Origin of the sequence: Tersicoccus solisilvae, assembly GCF_014643255.1 — a bacterium.
GTDB lineage: Bacteria > Actinomycetota > Actinomycetes > Actinomycetales > Micrococcaceae > Tersicoccus > Tersicoccus solisilvae.
Genome location: NZ_BMJI01000001.1, coordinates 173515 through 191584 on the forward strand (window position 1 = coordinate 173515; position 18070 = coordinate 191584).

At 73.1% G+C, this 18070-nt stretch carries 16 protein-coding genes; 5 read left to right on the forward strand and 11 right to left on the reverse strand.

The genetic code is table 11. The features are described 5' to 3' along the window. Positions 1-948 carry a hypothetical protein gene (locus IEX22_RS00855; protein ID WP_188664911.1) on the forward strand — a complete coding sequence of 316 codons (948 nt, stop codon included), beginning with the start codon at positions 1-3 and terminating at the stop codon, positions 946-948. Between the two features lie 43 nt (positions 949-991). Here IEX22_RS00855 and IEX22_RS00860 read toward each other — a convergent pair whose 3' ends face one another. From IEX22_RS00860 to ribA, 3 genes are all read right to left on the reverse strand, one after another. Continuing rightward, positions 992-1396: a hypothetical protein gene (locus IEX22_RS00860; protein WP_188664914.1), complete on the reverse strand. Its 405-nt coding sequence runs from the start codon at positions 1394-1396 to the stop codon at positions 992-994. Positions 1397-1499: 103 nt separating this feature from the next. Further along, a complete protein-coding gene (locus tag IEX22_RS00865) occupies positions 1500-2660 on the reverse strand; it encodes a hypothetical protein (protein ID WP_188664917.1) in 1161 nt (386 codons plus the stop codon). Beyond that, positions 2653-3981, reverse strand: coding sequence for a GTP cyclohydrolase II RibA (gene ribA / locus IEX22_RS00870; protein WP_188664919.1), 1329 nt, complete (start codon positions 3979-3981; stop codon positions 2653-2655). Before ribA ends, IEX22_RS00865 begins: the two co-directional genes overlap by 8 nt. Positions 3982-4096: 115 nt before the next feature. Between ribA and IEX22_RS00875 the strand changes: the two genes are divergently transcribed. Continuing rightward, positions 4097-4930: a hypothetical protein gene (locus tag IEX22_RS00875; RefSeq protein ID WP_188664923.1), complete on the forward strand. Its 834-nt coding sequence runs from the start codon at positions 4097-4099 to the stop codon at positions 4928-4930. 92 nt (positions 4931-5022) lie between these two features. Here IEX22_RS00875 and IEX22_RS00880 read toward each other — a convergent pair whose 3' ends face one another. From IEX22_RS00880 to IEX22_RS00900, 5 genes are all read right to left on the reverse strand, one after another. Next, on the reverse strand, positions 5023-5793 hold the full coding sequence (locus IEX22_RS00880; RefSeq protein WP_188664926.1) for a MerR family transcriptional regulator: 771 nt from the start codon (positions 5791-5793) through the stop codon (positions 5023-5025). A 56-nt stretch (positions 5794-5849) separates the two neighbouring features. Further along, the gene (locus tag IEX22_RS00885; protein ID WP_188664929.1) at positions 5850-7145 is read right to left on the reverse strand and encodes a M18 family aminopeptidase; all 1296 of its coding nucleotides are present in this window, start codon (positions 7143-7145) and stop codon (positions 5850-5852) included. A 64-nt stretch (positions 7146-7209) separates the two neighbouring features. Further along, positions 7210-9084, reverse strand: coding sequence for a Na+/H+ antiporter (locus IEX22_RS00890; protein ID WP_188664932.1), 1875 nt, complete (start codon positions 9082-9084; stop codon positions 7210-7212). 45 nt (positions 9085-9129) lie between these two features. Next, entirely contained in the window at positions 9130-9795 is a 666-nt protein-coding gene (locus IEX22_RS00895; RefSeq protein ID WP_188664935.1) for an SDR family oxidoreductase, read from the reverse strand. Positions 9796-9910: 115 nt separating this feature from the next. After that, positions 9911-11533 (reverse strand): MFS transporter, encoded by a 1623-nt coding sequence (locus tag IEX22_RS00900; RefSeq protein WP_188664939.1) that lies wholly within the window; start codon positions 11531-11533, stop codon positions 9911-9913. A 140-nt stretch (positions 11534-11673) separates the two neighbouring features. Between IEX22_RS00900 and IEX22_RS00905 the strand changes: the two genes are divergently transcribed. Continuing rightward, positions 11674-12102 carry a VOC family protein gene (locus tag IEX22_RS00905; protein WP_188664942.1) on the forward strand — a complete coding sequence of 143 codons (429 nt, stop codon included), beginning with the start codon at positions 11674-11676 and terminating at the stop codon, positions 12100-12102. Between the two features lie 226 nt (positions 12103-12328). On the opposite strand, the gene IEX22_RS00910 is transcribed toward IEX22_RS00905, so the two are convergent. Further along, positions 12329-13024 (reverse strand): MOSC domain-containing protein, encoded by a 696-nt coding sequence (locus tag IEX22_RS00910; RefSeq protein WP_188664945.1) that lies wholly within the window; start codon positions 13022-13024, stop codon positions 12329-12331. A gap of 87 nt (positions 13025-13111) precedes the next feature. Between IEX22_RS00910 and IEX22_RS00915 the strand changes: the two genes are divergently transcribed. Further along, on the forward strand, positions 13112-13822 hold the full coding sequence (locus IEX22_RS00915; protein ID WP_188664949.1) for an HAD family hydrolase: 711 nt from the start codon (positions 13112-13114) through the stop codon (positions 13820-13822). Beyond that, positions 13819-16389 (forward strand): glycoside hydrolase family 65 protein, encoded by a 2571-nt coding sequence (locus IEX22_RS00920; protein WP_188664952.1) that lies wholly within the window; start codon positions 13819-13821, stop codon positions 16387-16389. Before IEX22_RS00915 ends, IEX22_RS00920 begins: the two co-directional genes overlap by 4 nt. A gap of 254 nt (positions 16390-16643) precedes the next feature. Here IEX22_RS00920 and IEX22_RS00925 read toward each other — a convergent pair whose 3' ends face one another. Both IEX22_RS00925 and IEX22_RS00930 read right to left on the reverse strand, forming a co-directional pair. Then, positions 16644-17348, reverse strand: coding sequence for a rhomboid family intramembrane serine protease (locus tag IEX22_RS00925; RefSeq protein ID WP_306464415.1), 705 nt, complete (start codon positions 17346-17348; stop codon positions 16644-16646). Between the two features lie 173 nt (positions 17349-17521). Then, positions 17522-18064, reverse strand: coding sequence for a peptidylprolyl isomerase (locus IEX22_RS00930; protein WP_188664959.1), 543 nt, complete (start codon positions 18062-18064; stop codon positions 17522-17524). Between the last annotated feature and the right edge of the window lie 6 nt (positions 18065-18070).

Consider the following 18070-nt stretch of genomic DNA (forward strand, 5'->3'; position numbering starts at 1 on the left):
ATGACGCAACTGGATCCCATCAGCGCCGACTGGCTCGCCCTGCGCGAGCACGCCGACGACCGGGCCCGCGGGGCGACGGTGGCCACGTTGCTGCCGGCACTCGCCCGATCCCTGACCGGGTCGTCGGCGGCCGGGGACGGTCACGATCCCGACCGGGACGCCACGACCGCCCGGCCGCCCGTGCTGTGCGTCGACCTCGGGACCGGCACGGGAGCCAACCCGCGCTGGCTGATGCCCCGGCTTCCGGTCGATCAGACGTGGCTGCTCGTCGACCACGACGCCGGGCTGCTCGCCGAACTCGGCGAGCGGCTGGCCGGGACGGCGGTGCCGTGGGAGCCGGTGGACTCCGACGTCGCGCACCTGCGTGGCGTCCTCGCCGCGCACCGGCGCCCGGACCAGGGGGTGCTGGTGACGTGTGCGGCCCTGCTGGACCTGCTCGACGCCGCGACGGTGCACGACCTCGCCGGAATCCTGCGGGAGGCGCGGGCGCACGGGCTGTTCAGCCTGAGCGTGGACGGCAGCGTCGACCTGAGCCCGGCGGATCCGCTCGACGACGCGATCCAGGCCGCGTTCAACGCCCATCAGCAGCGGCACGGGCACCTCGGCCCCGACGGCATCCGGACGCTGCGCGACGCCCTGGACGACGGCGACGGCGCCGGCGCCGGCAGCACCGTCACCGTGCAGCAGACGGACTGGCGGCTCGACGCCGCCGAGTCCGAGGATCGGGCCCTGATCGAACGACTGCTGCGGGACCGCGCGGACGCGGTGCGGGATCAGGTGGCCCGCACCGCGGCCGAACGACCGGGCACCGGGGCCGAACGGACCGGGGTGGACCTGAGCGGGGCCGACGTCGATGCCTGGCTGTCGGGCCGGCTCGCGGCCGTCCGCGCCGGTGCGCTGCGGGTTCGGGTCGGGCACCAGGACCTGCTGGTCACCCCGGCGCGCTGAGCCCGCATCGCGCCTCCTCGGGGACCGGGCTCGCAGCCCGGGCTCAGCGGCTCGGGTCGTCGTCCTCGTCGGCGCCGTGGTCGGTCAGGTAGCGCTCACCCGACTCGGTCTCGTGCAGCTCGTAGGCCGTCGACGCGGTCGCGGTCGCATCGTCCCGCTCCTGCCGCGCCCGCTCGCTCATCGGCTCGTCGACCGGCGACCACTCGGGATCGCCCCAGATGGCGCCGAGACCCTTCGACCCCGTGGTGGGTGCGCCGGTGACGAACTCCTCGCCGTCCTCGCCGCGCGCCAGCTCGTCGTCACCGCGAACGCGGGTCTCGCCCTCGTCGGCCGCGCGCCCCGGGTCGATGCCGGGACTGGTGCGGGGCGGCCATCCCGTGGCCTCCTCGTCGGCCGCCGGATCGGGTCCCTCGGTGCTCTCGGGATGCTGCGGGTTTCTCCTGCTCATGATGCCCTCCTCACCGGTCGCGGTCCTCACGTCCGGATCGATTCGAGATTCGAGAGATCTGGTCAGCCTTCCACAGTGCCTCGGCGGGCGCCACCATCGGCGACTACCGGCCGTCCTCGGGGGTCGCCACGTCCGTCGCGTCCTCCTTCTGCGCCTGGTCCAGTTGCTCGATCAACCGATGACGTTCATTCTCCCTCCGCGAGTACGTCGCGCTGCGGATGGCCTGCTCGTCGTCGAAGCTGGAGCCCAGCGCGCCCGCCACGGTGCCCAGGGAGCTGGACAGCCAGGCCAGGTCCAGATAGTCCGTGACGTTGACCGGGTGGCCGAGCTGGCTGGTGAAGTAGCCGCCGTCGATCACGGCGAGGGCACCCACCAGCAGGATCAGGAACAGCGTCGCGTACATGATCATGGCGCCGAGCGTGAGGGTCACGACGGTGAAGGAGTTGTAGAGCACCGCGCGGCGCCGGGGAGCCGGCCCGCTCGGGCGTTCCCACAGGGAGTTGTGCGCGATCAGCCAGCTGACGAAGACCGCGACGGAGAAGAGGCTGATGCCGGTGAGCCGCGCACTGCTGAGCGCGTCCGACATCTCGTAGATGCTCGTGTAGAACACGCCGAAGGCGCCCACCGCAGCGGCGCCGGCGAGCGCACCGGAGAGGGAGGGCAGCAGCCGCCACGGCCGGTTGCTGCGGACCATGCCGGCGAGCAGCTGCGTGTAGCCGCGCACCCCGCCCATCTCGAAGAGGGAGTTCTCCGCATCCGGCTCGGTGGTGCGGCGGATCGGCGCCAGCCGCGCCTCGACCGGGTTGTTGATCAGCACGGGGTCGACGTCGCCGACATCGTCGGCGAGCACCACCCGCAGGCCCTCGCGCACCACGCGGCGGGCTCGGCGCCGCACCCCGGCCACCCCGAGGGCGGGCACGGACACCAGGACGATCCGGTTGCCGTGGTCGAAGTCGCCGACCAGACCGGACCCGGCCGGGGTCAGTCGCGGCAGGTCCGTCAGGTAGACCACGGCGTACCACCCGTGCCGGTCGCGCAGCGTCTTCCCCGCCAGTTCCAGCGGGATCTCCCCGCGGTCGTTCAGCGGCAGGGACTCGATGACGGTCTGCACCTCGATGTCCACCTCGGGCCCGAGCGCGGTCTGGGCCGCCTCGTGCGCCGTCGCGGTGAGCGATGCGGCGATCCGTGCCGGGAAGCCCTCGTCGGCGACGACGCCGATGCGCACCCACTGCGGTGCACCGGGGGCGACCGCCGGTTCACCCACCGAGGAGCCGCTCGCCCGGCGCGCCACGACCGTCGGGGCGCAGGTCGAAGTGCACGCAGGTGTCCGGCCCGAGCGGGAAGGACACCGACGGGGGCCGGAGGGCGCCGTCGAGCCGGTCGGCGCCGGGGAACCGCACGCCGGGCACCCCGTCCCCGATCAGGACCGGCGCGAGGGTGAGGAACAGGTGGTCGATCGCGCCCGCGGCGAGGAAGCGGGAGACGGTGCGGCCGCCGCCCTCGATCAGCAGCCGGGTCAGGCCGCGCTCGGCCAGCCGGTTGACGATGGCGGCCGGCGCGAGGCCGTCGGGGCCGACCGGCAGCCGGACGACGTCCACGTGGGGCGGCACGGCGGGAACCGCGGCGTCCGTACCGACCAGCCAGATGGTCGGGGCGGCGGGATCGGACAGCACGCGGGCTGCGGGGCTCGTCCGGGCGGTCGGGTCGATGACCACCCGTACCGGGTCGGTGCCCGGCACGGAACGGACGGTCAGCTGCGGGTCGTCGGCGGCGACCGTGCCGGCCCCGACGACGACGGCGTCGACGAGGGCCCGCAGCCGGTGCAGGTGCTCCCGGTCCTCCACCGACGTCAGCTCCGCGCCGTCACCGCTGCGTGCCGCGATGAACCCGTCCGCGCTCTGGCCCATCTGGGCGATGACGACCGGCGCCGTCCCGGCGATGTCGTGATACCGGCCGAGGAGCTCGGGATCGGTGTCGGCGGCGGGGTCGTGCTGCATCCGGGCTCGCTTGGTGGCCAGGTAGCGCTCGTTCTCCGCGCGCGCGGGCACGACGAGGTTGTGCCGGCCGACCACCTCGATGCCGAGGGCCTCGAGCGCGAGCTGCTTGGCCGGGTTGCCCGAGAGCAGGCTGATCCGGGTGGCGCCGAGCGAGGCGAGGATGGCGGCCGCCGCGTGATAGGTGCGCGCGTCCTCCTCGTGCCCGAGGGCGAGGTTCGCATCCACCGTGTCCATCCCGGCGTCCTGCAGTTCGTAGGCGCGCAGCTTCTCCGCCAGGCCGATGCCGCGGCCCTCGTGTCCCCGCAGGTAGACGACGGCGCCGCGGCCGACGGCGGCGATCGTCGCCAGGGCCGCGTCCAGCTGGTCCCCGCAGTCGCAGCGCCAGGACCCGAAGCCGTCACCGGTGAGGCATTCCGAGTGCACCCGGACCATGGGCGGCCCGGCGACGTCGCTGGTCAGGTCACCCTGCGAGAGCACCACGTGTTCGATGCCGGCGTCGTCGATGAAGCCGAGCATGTCGAACACGCCGTGGCGGCACGGCAGGGACGTGGTGGCGACCCGGGTCACCACGGACGAGTGGGCGGTCATGGGTGAAGCCTTCCACATCCGTCCGAACGCTCCCAAGGCGGCGGGCCCGGCCGCGACCGCCGGCGACGCCGGACCGGGCCTCCTCCCGGGGGCGTCGCCGACGTAGCATGGCGGGGTGGATCCGATCTGGGTGACGCTGGTGGCGACGTGGTGGGCCGTGCCGGTGGCGGCCGGTGCGGGCGTCGCCGGCTGGGCGGGCCTGCGGACGCGGAGGACCTCCCGGACCCGGCGTCTGGAACTGGACGCCGCACGGTACGAGTTGCGCACCGCCCGCGCCGACGTGGCCCGCCGCCGAGCGGACGTGCAGGCCGCGCGTGCCGAGGTGGCGCGGATGGAGGCCGAGCAGCTGAGCACGCGCGCATCGGCGTCCGACGTCGCCGCCGCCCGTGGGGCGCTGCAGGCCTCGCAGTCGCACCGCCGGGCCGCCGCCGCGCGGGTCACGGCGCACCGGGCCGATGTACGCGCGGCTCGGGCGGCCCTGCCCGCGGCGCGCGCGAGCCGTGACGCCCTGCCGGTCGCCCGGCTGCGGTCCGCGCACGACGCCGTGATCGCGCGCTGGATGGCGTACGAGACCGACCCCGCCGCGGCGGTCGCCCATCCGGAGATGAGCGACCCGCAAGCACCGTTGACGGCGGCCTTCCTGCGCGAACAGGCGCGGGCGCACGCGCTGCGTCCCGCCTCGGCCGAGACGCCGATGACGCCGGCGGACTTCGCGGCGTACCGGGAGGCCGTCCGCCGCCTCGCCCGCGCGTTCGACGCCGCCGAGCAGCACGCCTTGCGCCGCTCGACGGGGCCGCAGATCGCCGGGCCGTGGAACGACCTCGCCCAGGAGCTCGTGCAGAACGCCCAGCGCGCGGTCGCTCGTTCGGCCGACGCCCTCGGCGGTGCGGCGGCCCGCGCTGCCGCGCGCGCGGCGGAGGGCCGGGACCGGCGTCGTCCCGGCACCTGACACCCGCGGCGGACGTCGTTGCCCGAGGCCGTCGTCGCCGACCCGAGCCCGGTCCGTCGTGCCGGCCCGCACGGGATCGCGGGCCGCCTCGATCAGGCGCGGTCGCCCTCCACCCCGTCCGCGTACCGGCGCAGGGCGTCCCGGACGAACGCCGCGTTCGCGGCGCCGCCGTAGTGCGCCGCGAACCGGTCGTCGGCGACGTACAGCTCACCCAGGCCGCGCAGGTAGTCCGCGTCCGGAGCGCCGGTGCCGTGCCCGGGCGTGCCCGGGATGGAGGCCAGCCCGTCGGCGTGCCGGGCGGCGAGCGCCTGGGCGGTCTCCCCGGCCGGGTCCTCGCCGGCGTCGGCCGCGGCGGCCCAGTCCTGCTGCAGGCGTTCCTGTGCCCGCTGCCACCCGGCCCGCTCGTCGTCGGTCATGCCGCGCCACCAGGCGTCGGAGCTCCGGTAGGCCTCCTGCCCCCACCGCTGCTCCACCTCGTCCCGGTATCGCGTGTGGTCGAACCCGTGCAGTGCTTCCTCGGCCATCAGGTCATCTCCTCGTTCGAGGCGGCGCAGGGTGTTCTGCACCGCCGTGATCTGGTCGTCCAGTCGCTGCTGCTCGAGGCGGAGCCACCGCAGGTGGACCGTGAGGGCCTCACCGGGATCGGTCTGCCGTGCCATCACCTCGCGGATGCGGGGCAGACCCAGACCCAGCTGGCGCAGCAGCAGGATGCGCTGCAGGGCCAGCAGACCGGTCCGGTCGTAGTAGCGGTAGCCGTTGGCGCCGACCCGGCTCGGCTCGAGCAGGCCGACGTCCCCGTAGTGACGCAGCGTGCGGCTGGTGGTGCCGGCCAGCCGCGCGATCTGGTGGATGGACCATTCCATGACGACCACGGTAGGAGTTGACGCACCGTCAAGGTCAAGAGGGGAGGATGCGGCCCTCAGTCCGGCAGCACGAGGAAGGCGGCGACCGCGGCGCCGAGCGCCGCGGCGTCGTCGACGTGGCACAGCTCCCGCGCGGAGTGCATGGAGAGCAGGCCGAGGCCGACGTCGATGGTGCGGATGCCGAGCCGGGTGGCCGTCAGCGGGCCGATGGTCGAGCCGCACGGGACGCCGTTGTGGGAGACGAACTCCTGGTACGGCACGCCGGCGGCGGCGCAGGCGCGGGCCCACACGGCGGTGCCGACGGCGTCGGTGGCGTAGCGCTGATTCGCGTTGAGCTTGAGCAGCGGACCGCCGCCCGGACGGGGCCGGTTGACCGGGTCGTGCCGGCCGGGCTGGTTGGGGTGCACCAGGTGCCCGGCGTCCGCGGACAGGCAGATCGACGCCGCGAGCGCCCGGCGGAAGGTGACCGCGTCGCCCCCCAGGCCCGCGGTGATCCGCTCCAGCACGTCCGCGAGCAGCGGCCCGGAGGCCCCGGACCGGGACTGCGAGCCGAGCTCCTCGTGGTCGAAAGCGGCGAGGACGGGGATCGTCGACCCGTCACCGGGCGCGGCGATGATCGCGCGCAGCCCCGCATGCACGGAGGAGAGATTGTCGAGCCGGCCGGAGGCGAGGAACTCCTCCGCCCCACCGAAGCGGCGCGGCGGCTGGGTGTCGGCGACGACGAGATCCCAGCCGACGACGTGATCGGGGTCGACGCCGCTGCCGCGCAGCACCCGGTCCATCAGCCCGCCGGGGTCACCGGCGCCCCAGATCGGCTGCACCCCGGTCTGCCGGTCCAGTGCCAGCCCGTCGTTGGCGGAGCGGTCCAGGTGGATGGCCAGCTGGGGGATGCGGGCGACGGGTCCGGTGGCGATCAGGTGCTCGCTCCCGCGCCGCGTGGTGACGCGGCCGGCGACGCACAGCTCCCGGTCCAGCCAGGAGTTCAGCAGCGGCCCGCCGTAGATCTCGACGGCGGCCTGCTGCCAGCCGAGGACGCCGACGTCGGGGTGCGGCTTGAGCATGAAACCCGGCGAATCGGTGTGGGCGCCGATCACCCGGAAGCCGGTGCTCGGGCCGGCGGTCGAGGGCACCACCCAGGCCACCAGGGCGCCGTCCCGGATCACGAGATAGCGGCCGGGGCCGCGCCCGGACCAGTCGTCCCGCTCGTCGAGAGCGGTGAACCCGTGCTCGATCAGGCGCCGGGCGCCCTCCGCGGCCGCGTGGAAGGACGACGGAGCGGCGGTCACATACGCGGCCAGGTCCTCGATGTACGCGTCCACGTCGCCCGAGAGGGGCACAGCACCGTCCGTCATGGCTTCAGTCTAGGGACGCCGCGGAACGCCTCTCGCGCCGGCGACGGACGCCCGTGTGCGCCGTTCAACCGAGCAGTTCGTCCGGGTAGCACCAGAGCCACGCCTCGTTCGGCTCGATGCTGCGCATCACGGGGTGGCCGGTCTCGTCGTGGTGCCGGCGGGCGTGCGTCGCGGGCGAGGAGTCGCAGCACCCGACCTTGCCGCAGGTCAGACACATGCGCAGGTGGACGGTCGCCGTACCCTCGCGGTCGCAGTCGAGGCAGTGGTCGGCGTCCGCCTCCGGCTGGTCGCCGTCCCGCGCCGCCTCGAGGTGCTCGCACTCGCCCGCGATGCTGTCCGGGGTGACGACGTCGTCGTCCGCGTCCGCGTCCACGCCCTCCCCGGCGGCGAGCACCACGGCCTCTTCCATGTCGAGCGAGATCATCACGCGCTGCAGCACCTCGTGGTCCACGCCGCGGTCCGCGCGGATGCGGAGCGCCTCCTCCCGCTCGGCGCGCAGCATCTTGATCCGCAGCGCCCGGAAGGTCTGGGCCGGCGTCTTGTGCGTGGTCTGGGAGCCGAGCGCTTCCCACGAGCGGTTGATCCGCCGCTCCGCCATCCGCCGCAGCTCGTCGACGGTGTCGGGATCGAGCGCGTGCGCCTCGTCGATCTCGTCGAGGCGCTTCACCCCCGCCTCCATGACGCGCTGGACGGCGTGGGCCTCCTGGAGCGCGTCCTCGGAGCTGCCGGGCCCCCGCACCCCCATCAGCCGCGCGAACCACGGCAGCAGCGAGCCCTCGATCAGCAGGGACCCGACCGCCACGACCATGGCGACCAGGACGAGCACCTCGCGCTGCGGTGTCTCGGGCGGCAGGGCGAACGCCGCGGCCAGCGTGACCACACCACGCATTCCGGCGAAAGCCAGCACCGACGCCTCGGGCACGGACAGCGGCCGGCCCTCCGCCCCGCGACCCAGGACCACGGCGAAACGGGTCACGAAGACCCACACGAAGCGCAGCACGACGACGGCGACGAACACGGCGAGGCACACGAGCACCACCTCGATCACCCCGATCTCCGTGTCCGCCACGGCACCGATGATGGTCGACAGCTGCAGGCCGATGATGAGGAACACGAGATTCTCGAGCAGGAACTGCACGGTGCGCCAGTTGGTGGTCTGGCTGATCCGGCTCAGGGCGTTCTGCTGCATCGGCGACTTGTGGGCGATGATCAGCCCGGCGACGACCACGGCGAGCACACCCGAGGCATGGATGGCCTCGGCCGGCATGAACGCGAGCCACGGCGTGATCAGGGACAGGCCGGTGTTGACCGACGGGCTGGTGACCCGCTGGTGAACCTGGCCGACCACCCAGGCGACGACGAAACCGACGCCGGCGCCGCCGACGGCGCTGAGCAGGAAGCCGCCGGTGATCGAGCCGACCGTCGCCGCGCCGCTCATCGCCGCGATCGCCGTCGAGAGCAGGACCAGTGCGGTGGCGTCGTTGAGCAGGGACTCGCCCTCGAGCATGGTCAGCACCCGACGCGGCAGGCCGATGGTGCGCCCGATGGCCGTGGCCGAGACGGCGTCCGGCGGCGCCACGACCGCGCCGAGGGCGAACGCCGCAGCGAACCCGACGACGGGCAGCAGCCACCACACCGTGGCGCCGACCCCGAGTGCGGTGAAGGCCACCAGGCCCACGGAGAGCAGCAGGATCGGCCGTGCCTCGGAGCGGACGTCGAGCAGCGAGACCCCGATCGCGGAGGCGTAGAGCAGGGGCGGGAGCAGCCCGGTGAGGATGATCTCGGGGTCGATCGGCTCGTGAGGGACGAACGGCAGGAAGGAGGCCCCGATGCCGACGACGACGAGGGCGAGCGGCGCCGCCACCCCGAGGCGGCTCGCCAGGGGGGCGACGACGAGGACCGTGCCCACCATGAGCAGGATCCAGATGCCCTCGACCATCACCCCTCCTCCCGTCCGGCGAGAGCCGTCACCGTCACGACCGGCTCAGGGGGCCGGCGTGGCCACGGCCGACTCGATCGGCGTGGGGCCGTCGGTGAAGCCGATGGTACGTCCGACCGACGCGGGCGTCGCCAGCGCGGCGGCGATGACGAGGGCGACGTTGGCCCGGGAGGACCCGGCACGCTCGCCCTGCGCGGCCGACGGGTCCACCTCGATGGACCCGGTCGGCTCGTCCAGGGTCAGGGACCCGGGCGCGACGATCGTCCAGTCCAGGGAGCTGCGACGCAGGTAGGCGTCGGCGGCGGCCTTGGACTCGGCGTAGGCGTGGAAGCCGTCGGACGGGTCGATGCCGTGGTCCGGTCCGGCGCCGAGGTACGACACCATGACGTAGCGGCGGACACCGGCGGACGCGGCGGCGTCGATCGAGCGGATGGCCGCGTCCCGGTCGACGGCGTAGGTGCGCTCGGGGCTGCCGCCGCCGGCGCCGGCGGAGAAGACGACGGCGTCGTGCCCGGCCAGGCGCGCGGCGATCTCGTCGGTGCCCGCGGCCTCCAGGTCGAAGACGACGGGATCGGCGCCCGTGGCGGCCACCTCGTCGGTGTGATCCGGGTTCCGGAAGAGCGAGGTGACCCGGTGACCGGCGTCGGTCAGGTCACGGGCAAGCAGGAGGGCGACCTTGCCGTGGCCGCCGAGGATGGCGATGCGGGACATGCTTCTCCTCCGTCTCAGTCGATGTGGGGTGTCCGGAGGCGGCAACACGGGCCGGGATCATTCGATTCCCGGCCCGCGTGCTGTGCGGCGGCCGGTCCGGCCGCCGTCCCGCGTGTCAGCGGCTGGTCTCGAGCGTGCCCGCCTCGACCGTGCCCGCCTCGGGATGCGGCGTCGGATCGACCGGCGCCGTGGCGAACGGCAGGGCGTCCAGGTCCAGCCGGTCGTTCTCGTGCTGTCCGGCCACGAGCGCGGCGGCCTCCTCGTCGGACTGCACGTTCGGCATCGACCCGAGCATCGGCCGGCCCGCCGTCTCGGGCATCCGCCAGATGGCGATCAGACCGAGGACGGAGAAGAACATGAGGTACCAGGCCGGCACCATGTCCTGCCCGGTCAGCTCGATCAGGCCCTGCACCAGCAGCGGGGTGGTGCCGCCGAAGATCGCGACGGCGAAGTTGTACGCCACGCCCATCGCGCCGTATCGGCTGGCCGTGGGGAACAGCGCCGGCAGCGACGAGGCGAGGTTGGCGACGTACGGCATCACGCACAGCGCCACCAGGCACAGGCCGAGGATCGTCGACCACAGGGCGCCGACGGCCAGCAGGCTGAACGCCGGGATCATCAGCACGATGGTGGCGATGGCCGCGACGGCGAGCACCGGGCGGCGGCCGAAGCGGTCCGACAGGCGACCGGTGAGGGGGATGCCCGCGGACATGGCGACCAGCACGGGGATGGTCAGCACGGTGCCGTGCAGGGCGTCGTACCCCAGCGTGTCCGTCAGGTAGGTCGGCATGTAGGAGGTCAGCGCGTAGCCGACGGTGTTGGCGGCGGCGACGAGGAACAGCGCGATGAGCAGCTCGCGCCAGTGGGCCCGCACGATGCCGGCGAGGCCGAGCCGCGGCTCGGTGGGCGCACCGGCACCGGCGGCCGCGGCGTCCTCCCGCAGCGCCTGGTTGGCCTCGAACTGCGGGGACTCCTCGATGCGCAACCGGAAGTAGAGCCCGATCAGGCCGATCGGACCGGCGATGAGGAACGGCCAGCGCCAGCCGCCGTCGAGCATCGCCGCCTCGCCGAGGGTGAGCTGGAAGATCGACACGGTGGCCGCGCCGATGGCGAAGCCGAGGTAGCTGCCGACGTCCAGCAGGGACGCCAGGAAGCCACGGCGCCGGTCCGGCGCGTACTCGGTGACGAAGGTCGTCGCCCCGGCGTACTCACCGCCGGTGGAGAAGCCCTGGACCATGCGCAGGAGCACCAGCAGCACGGGGGCGAGGACGCCCACCTGCTCGAAGGTCGGGAGCAGGCCGATGGCGAACGTGCCCGCGGCCATCATCAGCATGGTCACCGCGAGGGTGCGCTGCCGGCCGATCTTGTCGCCCAGGGGCCCGAACACGAGGCCGCCGAGCGGGCGCATCAGGAAGCTGACGGCGAAGGCGGCGAGGGAGGCCAACAACTGGGCGCCGGGGTCGTCGGCGGGGAAGAACACCTGGCCCATGGTGACCGCGAGGTAGCCGTAGATGCCGAAGTCGTACCACTCCATGGCGTTGCCGACGACGGTGCCGGTGACGGCCTTGCGCAGCTGGGGCCGGTCGACGACGTTGACGTCCTCGACGGTCAGCTCACGGCGGCGGACGCGACGACCGGCACGGCCGTCGCCGCGGTGCTCGCGGCGCGGACGGTGCTCGTCGGCACCGGTCGCGACCGTGGGGGTGGCGCGCTTCGGACTGCTGGCTTCGGGCGGCATGCTGCCTCTCGGGTCGGTGACAAAACCCGTCAAGGGTAGCCGGAGGTGGACCGGACTGCCAGTTGGCCCGCGGACAGCAATCGTCCGCAGTCCAGCCCTGGGGCGGTCCGCACGGCCACCGCCTCGTCTACCCTCGCCGCATGAGCACGCCTCCGGAGCCCCCTGCCGCCGACGCCGCCCAGCCGGTCCTCGACCTCGCCGGCGTCGTGCTCGACAGCGACGACCCGTCCGCCCTCGCGGACTTCTACCACCGGCTCCTCGGGTGGCCGTACGGGACCCGGGAACCGGAGTGGGTCACGCTGCGGGCACCGGCCGGGGCGGGCCTGTCCTTCCAGTACGAGGCCCGGTACCGGCCCCCGGTGTGGCCGGCCGGCGCGGGCGATCCGGCGATGATGGTTCACCTCGACCTCGCGGTGCGCGAACTCGCGCCCGCCGTCGCCCATGCCGTGGCCGTCGGTGCCCGGCTCGCGACGTTCCAGCCGCAGGAGGACGTGCGTGTGCTGCTCGATCCGGCCGGACACCCGTTCTGTCTGTTCCTGGAGGTCCCCGATCACACCAACCGGGGCTGAGCCCGTCCACAGCCTCCACAGGCCGTCTCGTCCACAGGTTGTGCACGATGTGGACAACCCGGGCGGTCAGGCGCGCACGACGACGGCGGCGACGCGGGCCGCACGGCCCGAGGGCGCCCGCCTGCCCGGCTCGGGGGACGATCGGCGTCGCTCGCGTTCCGGGGCGAATGACAGCCGTGTAAGTTCTCCACACTGTGGACAACCCCTGTGGAGAACGGGCTCACGATCACCGGTCGGCGGTGCGTGAACGTCGGGCCAGGCTCCGCCGTGCCGTGTCGGAGAGGTCCTCCCCGGCCGCGTCCACCCGCGCGCGGGCCTGCGCGTCCCCCATCAGCGCGCGGAACAGGACGGGCACGGTCACCCCGTGCGCGGGCCGGTGGATCACGGTCAGGGGCAGCTCCGCCCGCAACAGGCCCGGGCTGAGCACGCGCAAGTAGGCGCCGGTGCGCCCGCGCTCGGTGAACAACCGCAACCAGCCGGTCACGCCCATCGCCGTGCGAAACGTGCCGCAGGGCACACGCGGGCCCGTGACCTGCAGTTCCACGTCACCGACCCGCCACCGCTCCCCCAGGATCGCCCCGTCGACGTCGTAGCCGGCGGTCGTCAGGTTCTCGCCGAAGGCGCCCGGCGGCAGCGCCCGGCCCAGCCGCCCACCCCAGTGCTTCAGCTCCTCGAGGGCCACCGCGTACACGGCCTGGTCCGTGCCCCCGTGGTGCCGGGTGTCGCCGATGACGTCACCGGCCAACCCACTGCCCGCGGTCGAGGAGCGCGGCCCCGGGTCGGCGACGGCGACCGGCCCGGTCACCGGCCGCTTGTGGATCCCGGTGACGCGCCCGGACGCGGCGCGCGGACGCGGGGTGCCCGCCCCGACGTTCACGCTGACGATCCTGCCGTGCGGCGTGGGTGACTCGGTGTGCTCCATGCCCTCATCCTCGCCCCGGACGAGCGGCGGCGGCAGTACCGGTCGTAAACGCTTTCTCCCGTGTCAGCGCGCCCTTAGCATGGTGCCGTGGACTGGAGCGACTTCGACGCCGTCCTGTTCGACCTCGACGGCGTCCTGACCCCGACCGCGCAGATCCACCGGACCGCGTGGGCGGAGATGTTCGACGCCTTCCTCGCCGGGCGCGATCAGCCGCCGTTCACCGACGCGGACTACTTCGCGCACGTGGACGGGCGGCCCCGCGCCGACGGGGTCCGGGCGTTCCTCGCCTCCCGCGGGATCGAACTGCCCGAGGGCGGCCCGGACGACCCCGAGGACGCCGAGACGGTGCACGGCCTGGGCAACCGCAAGAACGCGGCCTTCAACGCCGTCCTCGCCCGCGACGGCATCGCCCCCTACCCCGGGTCCCGGCGGTTGCTCGACGCGCTGCGGGAGCGAGGCACCGCGCTGGCCGTCGTCTCGTCGTCCCGCAACGCGCGGCCCGTGCTGGAGGCCGCCGGGATCCGCGCGGACATCGACTGCGTCGTCGACGGGCTGACCGCCGCCGATGAGGACCTCGCGGGCAAGCCGGCGCCCGACACCTTCCTGCGCGCCGCGCACCTGCTCGGCGTGGACCCGGCCCGCGCCGTGGTCGTCGAGGACGCGACCTCCGGGGTCGCCGCCGGCCGGGCCGGGCGCTTCGGCCTGGTCCTCGGCGTGGACCGCGGCGCCGGAGCCGACACCCTGACCGACGCGGGAGCCGACGTCGTCGTCACCGACCTGGACGAGGTGCTGCCATGATCGCCGGACACACGGCCGGGGTGGAGAACGAGCCGGAGTCGTTCACCGACCCCCTGAACCGGGACCGGTTCCCCGCCGACCCGTGGCGCCTGACGGAGACGTGGCCGACCACCGCGGACCTGCACCTGACCGAGACCCTGTTCGCCGTCGGCAACGGGTACCTGGGGATGCGGGACAACCCGCCGGAGGGCCGGGATGCGCACACCCACGGCACGTACATCAACGGGTTCCACGAGACGTGGGTGATCCGCCACGCCGAGTCGGCGTTCGGCTTCGCCAAGACCGGCCAGACGATGGTCAACGTCCCCGACGCGAAGCTGATGAAGCTCTACGTGGATGACGAGCCGCTGCTGCTGTCCGTGGCGGACCTCGAGCACTACGAGCGGTCCGTGGACTTCCGGGACGGCATCCTGCGGCGGAACCTGATCTGGCGCACGCCGGCGGGCAAGCGCGTGATGGTGGAGTCCTCGCGGATGATCTCGCTGGACCAGCGGCACCTGGCGGTGATGACGCTGAAGGTGACGATGCTCGACGGCGACGCCCCGGTGGCCGTCTCCTCCCAGATACTCAACCGGCAGGACGGGGTCGACGAGTATCACGTGAGCGCCGCCGCGATGGGTGAGGGCGTGGATCCGCGCAAGTCCGCCCGGCTGTCCGCCCGGGTGCTCGAGCCGCGGGGGGACTGGTGCAGCGGGCGCCGGATGATCCTCGGGTACCAGTGCGCCTCGTCGCGGATGACGCTCGCCGTCGGCGCCGACCACACGATCGAGACGGAGAACGAGTACGAGGAGCTGATCAGCACCGAGGCGGACCTGGGCAAGAAGGTCTACCGCGTGCAGGCGACCGCGGGCCGGCCGATCACCATCACGAAGACGGTGGCGTACCACTCCTCGCGGGGCGTGCCGGTGCGCGAGCTGTTCGACCGGTGCCGGCGCACGCTGGACCGGTTCCGTGCCGACGGCCCGCAGGTCAGCCGCGACGCCCAGCGCGCCTGGCTGGACCGGTTCTGGGCCGACGCCGACGTCGAGGTCGAGAGCGGCGACGAGAACGCCGCCACCCAGCAGGCCATCCGCTGGAACCTGTTCCAGATCGCGCAGGCCACCGCCCGGGCGGATCAGCTCGGGGTGCCCGCGAAGGGGGTCACCGGCTCCGGGTACGAGGGGCACTACTTCTGGGACACCGAGGTCTACGTCATCCCGTTCCTCTCCTACACGTGTCCCGGGCTGGCCCGGAACGCCCTGCGGTTCCGCGTGAACCAGTTGGACAAGGCCCGGGAACGAGCCCGGGAGCTGGCCCAGCGCGGCGCCCTCTACCCCTGGCGGACCATCAACGGCGAGGAGGCCTCCGCCTACTACGCCGCCGGGACCGCGCAGTACCACATCGACGCGGACATCGCCTTCGCGGTCAGCCGCTACGTGGACACCACCGGGGATCTCGAGTTCATGCGCGGCAACGGCATCGACATCCTGGTCGAGACGGCGCGGATGTGGGAGGACCTCGGCTTCTGGCGGGAGAACGACCGCCGCGTGTTCAACATCCACGGCGTCACCGGGCCGGACGAGTACACCACCGTCGTGAACAACAACCTGTTCACCAACGTGATGGCCCGGTACAACCTGGAGCGGGCGGCGGACTCGGTGCGGGCCCTGCGGCGAACCGACCGGGCCGCCTACGAGCGGATGGTGCACCGCCTGGACCTGGACCCGGCCGAGCCGGGCAAGTGGCGGGACTGTGCGGCCCACATGACCATCCCGTACGACGAGGAGCTGGGCATCCATCCCCAGGACGAGCACTTCCTGGACCGGGAGATGTGGGACCTGCCGGCCACACCGGAGGACCGGCGGCCCCTGATGCTGCACTACCACCCGCTGGTGATCTACCGGTTCCAGGTGCTCAAGCAGGCCGACGTCGTGCTCGCCATGTTCCTGCAGGGCCACCGGTTCACGCAGGCGCAGAAGAAGGCGAACTTCGACTACTACGACCCGATCACCACGGGCGACTCCACCCTCTCGGCGGTGGTGCAGTCGATCATCGCCGCCGAGGTCGGCTACGAGCAGTCCGCGCTCGACTACTTCCTGCACGGCCTCTACGTGGACCTCGCCGACCTGCACCGGAACACCGTGGACGGGGTGCACATCGCCTCCGCCGGCGGGGTGTGGAACTCCCTGGTGTACGGGTTCGGCGGCATGATGGATCTGCGCGTGGGGCTCGGCTTCGATCCCCGGCTGCCCGAGTCCTGGTCGAAGCTGACGTTCCGGATCCGCCGGCACGGAGTGCGGATGCGAATCGAGGTCGAGCAGGAACGCCTGACCGCGACGATCGAGGACGGCGAGGGCCCGGTGTCGCTGTCGGTGCGAGGCCGCGACCTGCAGGTGACGACGCTGGAGCCGCTGGTCGTCCCGCTGGTGGGCCAGGGACCGCGGCACGGGCGGGCGCCGCGCACGCCGGTGCTCGGCGGGACCCGGGAGGACGGCTCGGTCATCACCGCGGCCCTGCCCACGGACACGGCGCAGCTGGATCAGGTCCGGCCCGCCGAACAGATCCACCCCGCCGCCGAGCCCGCCTGAGCCCGTCGTCGCCGTCGTCCACACCTGTGGACAACCCTGTGGGCGTGTCGCGCACAGCGGTGGACAGCCGCACACCGCCGCGATGACGGCGATCGGCCCGGAGTTACACGACTGTGCTTTGTCCACACTGTGGGTATCGATGTGGACAACCCGGGTCGCCGCCGGATGCACCGCAGCCCCGGTGCCGCAGCACCGGGGCCGTACTGAAGAGTTCTGTTCGCGCTCGTTCCCGAGCGCGTCGACCGCTGTGCGGGTCAGGTGAGGCCGGAGGCGGTCACCAGGCGCAGCACGGTCAGCGCGGCCAGCACCACGAGCACCCCGGCCAGGCCGAGCCACTGGACCCGGGCCCGCTTCGGCCCGCGGGGCGCCCACACCAGGGGCACGGCGGCCAGGGCGCCGGTGAGAAGCCCGCCCAGGTGGGCCTGCCACGAGATGGAGGTATAGAAGAAGCCGAGCGCGGCGTTGATGGCGAGCACGATCAGCAGGGCGCGCGTGTCCGCGCCGAGCCGGCGCTGGATCACGAAGAGCGCGCCGAACAGGCCGAAGATCGCCCCGGACGCGCCGACGACGAGGGTCAGCGGATCGCCGAGCCACAGCACGCCGACCGCACCGCCGATCAGGGCGAGCAGGTAAACAGCCAGGAAGCGGGCGCGACCGAGCATCGGCTCGAGGGCCTGGCCGAGCGCCCACAGGGCGTACATGTTGAACATGATGTGCAGCAGGAACCCCGGGGAGTGCAGGAATCCGCTGGTGATCATGCGCCACGGCTCGGTGGCCGTGAGCACGGGGGCGTAGCCGAGGGCGTAGGTGACGCCGGGCACGAGGTACTGGGCGACGAAGACGACGACGCAGAGGCCGATCAGGGTCCAGGTGACGATCGGCCGGCCGCCGCGCACCACGCCGCCGAACGCGGTGCGGGGAGTGGGCGTGGCGGCCGCCTGTTCGGCGACGCAATCCACGCACTGGACACCGACGGCGGCGGGTCGCTGGCACTGGGCGCACACGGGTCGCCCGCAGCGCTGGCAGCGCACATACGACACGGCGTCCGGGTGCCGGGGGCACCGCGGCTCCGTGTCGGTCCCGCCGACCGCCGGTTGTCCGAAGCTCATGCTCGAGGGGTCCTCAGTTGGGCTCAGACGTCCTCGACGTCGATGCTGGTGATCTTCACGTCGTCGACGGGCTTGTCGCCGCGGTCCGTGGCCACCCCGTTGAGCTTGTCGACGACGGCGCGCGAATCGGCGTCGGTGACCTCACCGAAGATGGTGTGCTTGCCCTGCAGCCAGGTGGTGGGCACCGTGGTGATGAAGAACTGCGAGCCGTTGGTGCCACGGCCGCCGCGCTTGCCGGCGTTCGCCATGGCCAGCTTGTAGGGCTGGGTGAAGTCCAGGTCGGGGGCGATCTCGTCGTCGAACTCGTAGCCGGGGCCCCCGACGCCGCGCCCGAGCGGATCGCCGCCCTGGATCATGAAGTCCTTGATGATGCGGTGGAAGATGACGCCGTCGTACAGCGGGTCGGTGGTCTTCTCGCCGGTGGCCGGGTGGGTCCACTCGCGCTTGCCGGTGGCGAGTTCGACGAAGTTCGCCACGGTCTTCGGGGCGTGGTTGCCGAAGAGGTCGACGACGATGTCGCCGAGGGTGGTGTGGATGGTCGCCTTCTGCGTTGCCTGTGCACTCATGGGGCC